9 protein-coding genes are annotated in these 7,296 nt (G+C 50.3%); 6 read left to right on the forward strand and 3 right to left on the reverse strand.

Annotation, left to right across the window (positions count from 1 at the left end):
• The first annotated feature begins 1 nt into the window (after position 1).
• The 6 genes from ACJMLT_RS06590 to spoIIR all read left to right on the forward strand — a co-directional run bounded on the left by ACJMLT_RS06590 (position 2) and on the right by spoIIR (position 6,334).
• Entirely contained in the window at positions 2 to 160 is a 159-nt protein-coding gene (locus tag ACJMLT_RS06590; RefSeq protein ID WP_405728392.1) for a stalk domain-containing protein, read from the forward strand.
• Positions 161 to 684: 524 nt separating this feature from the next.
• Positions 685 to 1,884, forward strand: a complete 1,200-nt coding sequence (locus ACJMLT_RS06595; protein ID WP_405728368.1) for a TolC family protein — start codon at positions 685 to 687, stop codon at positions 1,882 to 1,884.
• A 94-nt stretch (positions 1,885 to 1,978) separates the two neighbouring features.
• Positions 1,979 to 3,448 carry a spore germination protein gene (locus ACJMLT_RS06600; protein WP_405728371.1) on the forward strand — a complete coding sequence of 490 codons (1,470 nt, stop codon included), beginning with the start codon at positions 1,979 to 1,981 and terminating at the stop codon, positions 3,446 to 3,448.
• A 1-nt stretch (position 3,449) separates the two neighbouring features.
• The gene (locus tag ACJMLT_RS06605) at positions 3,450 to 4,553 is read left to right on the forward strand and encodes a GerAB/ArcD/ProY family transporter (protein ID WP_405728374.1); all 1,104 of its coding nucleotides are present in this window, start codon (positions 3,450 to 3,452) and stop codon (positions 4,551 to 4,553) included.
• Positions 4,546 to 5,613, forward strand: a complete 1,068-nt coding sequence (locus ACJMLT_RS06610; RefSeq protein WP_405728377.1) for a Ger(x)C family spore germination protein — start codon at positions 4,546 to 4,548, stop codon at positions 5,611 to 5,613. Before ACJMLT_RS06605 ends, ACJMLT_RS06610 begins: the two co-directional genes overlap by 8 nt.
• Positions 5,614 to 5,665: 52 nt before the next feature.
• Positions 5,666 to 6,334, forward strand: coding sequence for a stage II sporulation protein R (gene spoIIR, locus ACJMLT_RS06615; protein WP_405728380.1), 669 nt, complete (start codon positions 5,666 to 5,668; stop codon positions 6,332 to 6,334).
• A gap of 32 nt (positions 6,335 to 6,366) precedes the next feature.
• On the opposite strand, the gene ACJMLT_RS06620 is transcribed toward spoIIR, so the two are convergent.
• The 3 genes from ACJMLT_RS06620 to ACJMLT_RS06630 form a co-directional block, all read right to left on the reverse strand.
• A complete protein-coding gene (locus tag ACJMLT_RS06620; RefSeq protein WP_405728383.1) occupies positions 6,367 to 6,675 on the reverse strand; it encodes a DUF1294 domain-containing protein in 309 nt (102 codons plus the stop codon).
• 19 nt (positions 6,676 to 6,694) lie between these two features.
• Entirely contained in the window at positions 6,695 to 7,090 is a 396-nt protein-coding gene (locus tag ACJMLT_RS06625; protein ID WP_405728386.1) for a methylglyoxal synthase, read from the reverse strand.
• The coding region (locus ACJMLT_RS06630) for an FtsW/RodA/SpoVE family cell cycle protein (protein ID WP_405728389.1) at positions 7,087 to 7,296 on the reverse strand (210 nt) is incomplete at its 5' end. The genes ACJMLT_RS06625 and ACJMLT_RS06630, both read right to left, overlap by 4 nt.

A 7,296-nucleotide genomic window follows, 5' to 3' on the forward strand; every position in this document is an offset into this window, starting at 1 on the left:
AATCAACGTTAACGGTTCCGCTATCCCCGCTTCCGCTTCTCCCGAAGTAGTAGACGGCAGAACATTCCTGCCTATGAGAGATCTGGCTACAGCTCTGGGCGTAACAGATATCACATGGGATGCAGCTACAAAAACTGCAACTCTGAATGGTAACAAATAATTTAACCCTTCGGTTAAGTTAAATCCATAGAGTAAATCCGAGAGCACCTCGTAAGAGGTGCTCTTTTTTGTTGCAGTTTTTGCAATAAAAAAACGAATCGTCACCACATTGTTGACAATTCGCAGGGTTCGCTTTAGACTATAAATAAGAAGGATTGCCGCTTGTCGCAAGGCGGCTCGTCCGAATAAGGTGTGAACAGACCGTCTAACTTGCAGGTTAGGCGGTCATTTTTTATTTATCCCCTGTTTTACACAGGGCGATAATTGCTACGATAAATAGTCCCATCTGAATCAAGTCAGAATATGTAACGTAATTCATAGCCTCACCCCCTTTGCAGAGAGTGACCAACCGCCAACGGCAATCCCATTCTTATTTTAACAGGAGGGGTATTTTTTTGCAACGCGCACTGCAGAATTTGTCAATTCAGAAACTTTTATTAAATCTTGCTTATTTTACTGGATTTTTTCTGTTTCTATGGTATAATTAGTTTTACTATGAAACTAATTATACTGGAGGAATTATATATGAAAGCATTTTTATATAAAGCAAAAGGCGCACTGGCGCTGGCGCTGGCTATGAGTATGTTCTGCCCTCAGGTTTTCGCTGCAGAGGCGCTTTCTGCAGAACAGCAGGGCGTACAGGCGGCTCCCGTGGTGGAACTGACAGAAGAAGAACTGGCGGCAATGGCTCTGCCTCAGCTGACAGTGGAAGAAGCGCTGGCAAAAGCCATCAAACACAGCGCAAGCCTGAAGGATCTGGAAGATACACTGGATTACCTGAAAGAATCCGATGAAAAGATTTATGATCGTATCGGTTCTGTAAAAATCCCTTCTTATGAATATAAAAGATGGACCAGCGAAGGGATGCATAGTCTGGTTTCTGCTGTATATCAGCTGGACAGCGGCATCAAGCAGGCAAAGCTGGGCGAAAAAATCCAGAAAATGGCACTGGAAGTGACTGTGAAATCTATGTTTTCCAGCATCAAAAATAATCAGGACAGCCTGAAACTGGTTCAGAAAAATGCGGATATCCAGCAGAAACTGTACGAACAGGGCTATGCAAAATATCGCCTGGGTATGCTGAGCAAATATAATCTGGATCAGTTGCAGGTGGCGGCAGAACAGGCAAAAGGCAATGCGGCTCTGCTGGAAAGCACGCTGGAACAGACTTATATCAAATTCAACAACATGATCGGCGAAAATCCCGACAAACGTTTTGAATTTGTTTATGATGTGACATTCGAACCCTACGAAATGACACAGACCATCGATCAGTATATCAACAGCGCCCTGAAGGAAGACCTGTCCATTCAGGTGCAGGAACTGGCCACCGATGCGGCAAAATTCAAAAAAAATTACCGCAATTACGATGCGGTAACATCTACCGATGATGCCGATGCATTGGATTATGACAAACAGAAACGTGCGCTGAAAACAGCAAAAGAAAACAAAGAACTGCTGATCCGTAATGCGTATCTGCAGCTGGGTCAGATGGAAACCATGTATGCTTCCGCCCAGGCAGACCTGACAAAGGCACAGGCCAACTACCGTGTGGCGCAGGTGAACCTGCAGGCAGGTAATGTAACAAAAACAACGGTGGAACAGGCAGAAATGGGCGTGATCTCCGCACAGAATGCCCTGAACGAAATCGTTTATAACTACGATATGCTGGTTTACACATTCGAAAATCCCAGCCTGCTGACAGATACAAGCGCAGCAAAATAATCGTACATGTAAGAACTCCGAATTTTCGGGGTTCTTTTTTTGTATAAAAATTTCGCTTTTTCACAAACTAGCCAAAAAGACAGGCGGTGAATCTATGCGGCTGACAAAACATCTGGAGCAGAATATGGCATCCATCCACGAAGCCCTGCGGGACTGCGGCGATATCGTGGAGCGGGAATTTCTGGTGGGGGGAAACGGGAAACTGATCATGCTCTATGCGGATAACTTTGTGGATCTGGAGGCACTGCGGGAATCCATCCTGGAAACCGTCATGCTGGACTATCAGAATGACCGTCCCAAAGGAATTCTGGAGGCTCTTCTGGAAGAAGCGATTGCGGTCAGTGAGGTGAAAAAGGTCACGACGGTGGCGGAGATTTGTGATGCCGTATTCTGGGGGGACACGGTGCTTCTGATGGAGGGGAATGATTTTGCTTTGCAGGCGACCACGAAGCAATTCCCCAACCGAGGGATCGGCAAGGCGGAAACGGAAGTGGTGGTGCAGGGGCCAAAGGACGCCTTTATGGAGGTCATGGCCTTCAATATCGTACTGACCAGGCGGCGCATCCGTGACCCGAAGCTGAAACTGAAACGGAAAAAGGCGGGGAACCGCACGCGGACGGATATTGCGCTGATGTATATGGAGGACTTGGTGCGGCCGGAAATTCTGGAAACGGTGGAGAAACAACTGGATGATATGAATGTGGAGGGGCTGCTGGACAGCGGCTCTGTGGAACAGCTGCTGGAACGGCGGCAGTTTTCCCCCTTTCCCCAGCTGCAGATGACGGAACGGCCGGATAAAACGGCATCGGCTCTGCTGGAGGGGCGGGTGGTGCTTCTGGCGGATAATACGCCCTATGCCATTTTGCTGCCGGCGACGCTGAATACCTTTTTTCAGGCGGCGGAGGATTATTATGAACGGTGGGAGATCGTGAGTTTTATCCGTCTGATCCGCTACGGGGCGGCATTTCTGGCGGTGACCCTGCCGGGACTGTATATTGCCTTTGCGGTCTATCATCCCCAGCTGATGCCCACAGCCTTAGCCTTAAAGGTGGCCTCCACCAGAGGAGCCATCCCTTTTTCTGTCATCGGGGAAGTGCTGATTATGGAGCTGGCCTTTGAACTGCTGCGAGAAGCAGGCATCCGTCTGCCCTCTCCTGTGAGCTCTACCATCGGCATTGTGGGCGGTATTATCATTGGGTCGGCTGCTGTCGAGGCGGGCATCGTAAGCCCCGTAGTGGTCATCGTGGCGGCTCTGACGGGCATCTGTACCTTCGTCATCCCCAATGTGTCCGTCGTTTCCGGTCTGCGCATCAGTAAATATCTGGTCATTGCCATGGCGGCAGTGTTCGGATTGTTTGGGGTATGGGCGGCGCTGCTGCTGCTTTTGGGGCATCTGTCCGGTCTGACGTCCTATGGCATCCCCTATCTGTATCCCTATTGCGCATCCTCCGTCAATGACGACAGGGATTGGGAGGACAGCATTTTCCGTTTGCCGCCTTCGAAAAAGAAGGGCAGGCCGATTTTTGCAAGACCCATAAAAAATGAAAGAAGGGAGGGCGAATGATGTGTTTGCGGAGAATCGGAAAATTTCTCTCAGACAGCTGCAGATCCTGTTATTACTGGATACTTTTGGTACGGTTATCCTTTTTCTTCCGGCGGAACTGGCGCAGGTGAGCGGGCGTGGCTGCTGGCTGGCGGCTCTGGCAGGAGGTGCAGTTTTTGCGGCAGTTTCTCTGCTGCTGACAGCCGTAGGCAGTAAAATGCCCGAAGGCACGGCGGTGGAATGGTGCCGATTCTGCTTCGGAGATCTGGTCGGCGGTATCCTCCTTCTGGGGTTAGCAGGAAAACTGCTTTTGGACGGATCCATGGAACTGCGGCTGTTCAGCGAAGTGGTCTGTCGCGCCATGTTGCCCAATACGCCGGTGTGGGTCATTTCTCTGGTGATCCTTGCGGTGGCCGGGTTTCTGGCGGCGCAGGGGACGGAGTGCCGCGGGCGAACGGCGGAGATCCTGTTTTTTGCGGCTGCTCTTCCGCTGGTTATCGTCCTTCTGGCCGTGGCGGCTTCCACAAGATTTGATCGGGTGCTGCCTTTGATGTTGCCGTCCTTTGCAGGAGTGAGAAAGGGTATTGGAGCTATGAGCATCGTTTTTCAGGGGCTGATCTTTTTGTATTTTATTTTTCCTGACCTGCGAAAGCCTGCCATGGCAAAGGGAGCGGTGCTGAAAAGTGCGGTCACTACGACCATCCTCGTAACGGTCATTGTTTTTCTCTGTCTGGCGGTTTATGGGGAGGGTGTCCTTTCAGAGAAACTGCTGCCCACTCTGCAGATGATGGAGCGGGTCAGTTTTCGCGGCGTATTCCTGACCAGACAGGATATCCTGCTTCTGTGGTTCTGGATGGCTTCTGTCTGCATTTTTCTTTCGGGGGTATTGTTTTATGGCTCCCTGTTGGGGGTGCGCCTGTGCAGACAGCAGGAAGAGAAACGAAAGAGCTGGCTCTGGGGCTGTCTGGCGGCGGTTTTTGCGTTGTCCTTCCTGCCGGAAAACCTTTCCGAGACTTATCGTCTGCGGATGCAGATCGCGCCGTGGAGCAATCTGTTTTATCTGATCATTTTGCCGCTGTTATTGCTGTTTGCAGCGAAACGGAAGGGAGGCAGAAACGATGCATAAAGGAAGATTATTGTGGTTGCTGCTGCCCTCCTTATTGCTGACGGGCTGCTGGGATAAAAAAGATCCCGAGGACAGGGCGTTTATTATGACACTGGGGGTGGATACTGCCGCTGCAGGCTGCCGATTTACCTTTGCCCCTGCCAATACGGGAGAGGGCGAAGCCCGTACCTACGCTGCCGTAAGCGAAACGCTGGCAGGGGCGGTAGCACAGATCGACGGGCAGATGTCCCGCAAAACGGATCTGGGGCAGATGAAAACGGTTATTTTCAGCGGGGAGATCCTGGAGGACAGCCAAAAACTGGAGCGTATCCTGCAGGAACTGGAACGAAGTCAGACGGTTTCCGAAAAAGTGATGCTGCTGGCAACAACGGATCTGGCGGCAGACTGCGCAGAGGCGGTCATGGAGGCGGACAGTAAAACAGGCACCTTCCTCTGGGATTTTTATAAGAATACAGCCGGCGAGGTGGCCGTGACCAAAGGCATTGATCTGGATACCTTTCTGACAGAACGGATGGAGCAGGGCGGCAATGGGGTTTTGCCCCGTATTTCGGTGCAGGAGGGAAAACTGGAATTGGGCGGCGGTGTAGCCCTCACGCAGGAACGGATCTATGCCCTCAGCAATGCAGAAGAGCGGGGCTATCTTTTTCTTCTGGGAGAAGCGGAAGGAGCCCTTTTGGAGGGCGTATATGAAGGGGAGATCCTTCCGATGGAGGTTGGCAAAAACGATGTGAGGTATGATTTTGCACTGGAGGACACCGATATTCTCTGTCGCGTGACCCTGCCCTTAGAGGGGACACTGCAGGGGGGAGAGGGATTTTTCCTTTCCACGGAAAAGCGGGAGCAGATCGAGACGGTCTTTGAAGAAGGCATAAGGGAGGAAATTGCACATACCTTAGGAATAGCAGACAGGGCAAAGGAAGACCTGTTTGGGATTTTGCCGCGACTGTATCGGCAGGAGCCTGCCCTGACAGAGGGGATCTCTGGGGAAGCACTCTGGCAGGCGCTGCGCTTTGAGATCCGTCCGGAACTGGAATTAAAAGATATGGGGAGAAAAAGATAGTGTTTAAAAAAGAAATTTTTCGGCAATCCTTTTTCTGAAAGGGGAGACAGAAATGGAAACCAACAAAAAAACAGGGCTGCGTGCCCTTTGGGAAAAGGAAAAATGGTTCTGGCTGCTGGCGGTGGTTATTGGGGTGATATTCAGCCTGATTTTTGGCGCCCATTGGACAAAGGGATATTCGGAGATGATCCGACATGGCATTGCCGCAAAGGTGGTGCGGTTCCATGTGCTGGCCAACAGCGACAGCGAAGCCGATCAGCAGCTGAAGCTGGCTGTACGGGACAGGGTTTTGCAGGAATACGGTCATCTGCTGCAGGAATGTGAAAACAAAGCGGAGACCTTGCAGGCTTTGGAAGAAGTGCAGCAGGAGATCTGTGAAACGGCGCTGTCTGAGGTCATCGCTCAGGGATATGCATATCCTGTGCGGGTTTCTCTGGTGCGGGAAGAATTTCCCTTCAAAAAATATGATGATCTGATTTTCCCGGCAGGGGTCTATGATGCCCTGCGTATCGAGATCGGTGAAGCGGAAGGACAGAATTGGTGGTGCGTTCTGTATCCCCAGATGTGTTTTGTAGATGCGGCCTGGGGCTATTCCACGGAGGAAAGCCATCACAGACTGGAGAATACGCTGACAGAGGAGGAATTTCTGATCGTTTCTGCCTTGGAGCAGAAGGAAATGACCCCGAGAATCAAACTGAAGATCGTGGAATTGTGGCAATAAAAAAGAGGTTCAGAAATCTGAACCTCTTTTTTTTAGTTGATTGTGAATGCGAATTTGCCGATCAGCAGAAGTGCTGCCACCATATGCAGGATCGATGTCATGGTAAATACCAGAATAAAGTCCATGTGTCTGTTTTTATGGCGTTTGAAAACCATCGCAAACAAACCGCCCAGACCGCCGCCCAATACGGCCAGAATGAACATATTTTTTTCCGGGATGCGCCAATGGTCTTTCTGCGCTCTTTTTTTATCAATGACCATCGTTACATACAGAATGATATTGATGAGTACATAATACCCCAGAATAATCCCCAGCGCGGTAGGGTTGAAATACATTTCCATTTATCGTAACGTCCTTTCCTTATTTCATGATATTTCTCCAGTCCAGATCGCCGCGATCCAGAGCCAGCAGCATTGCCTCTGCCGTTGCCAGATTGGTTGCCAGAGGAATGTTATGCATATCACACAGATGCAGGATAGAGTTTACTTCGGATTCGTAGGAGTGGGGAGAAACGGGGTCTCTCAGGAAGATCATCAGATCGATGTCGTTGTTGATGATCTGTGCGCCCATCTGCTGTTCCCCGCCCAGACGAGCGGCAAGATATTTATGAACGACCAGATTGGCAGCTTCCTCTACCAGACGGCCTGTTGTGCTTGTGGCAAAAAGTTCGTGCTTGCAAAGAATATGTCTGTATGCAATGCAAAGATTTCCGATCAGTTTCTTTTTATTGTCATGTGCGATCAAGCCGATATTCATAATGATCCTCCTTCAAAAAGCGATTTGGTTTCCTTTTTTCTGATATTCAAAATCAGTCCGATGGCGACCATGTTTGTCCACATGGAACTGCCGCCATAGCTGACAAAGGGCAGTGACATACCTGTGTTGGGCAGGATGCCCGTAGCTACACCTGCGTTTACAAAAGTCTGGAACGCAAACATGCCGGCGATGCCCGCAGCAATCAA

It is taken from the genome of Anaerotignum sp., from assembly GCF_045122575.1.
In the GTDB taxonomy this organism is placed as follows: Bacteria; Bacillota; Clostridia; order Lachnospirales; family Anaerotignaceae; genus Anaerotignum_A.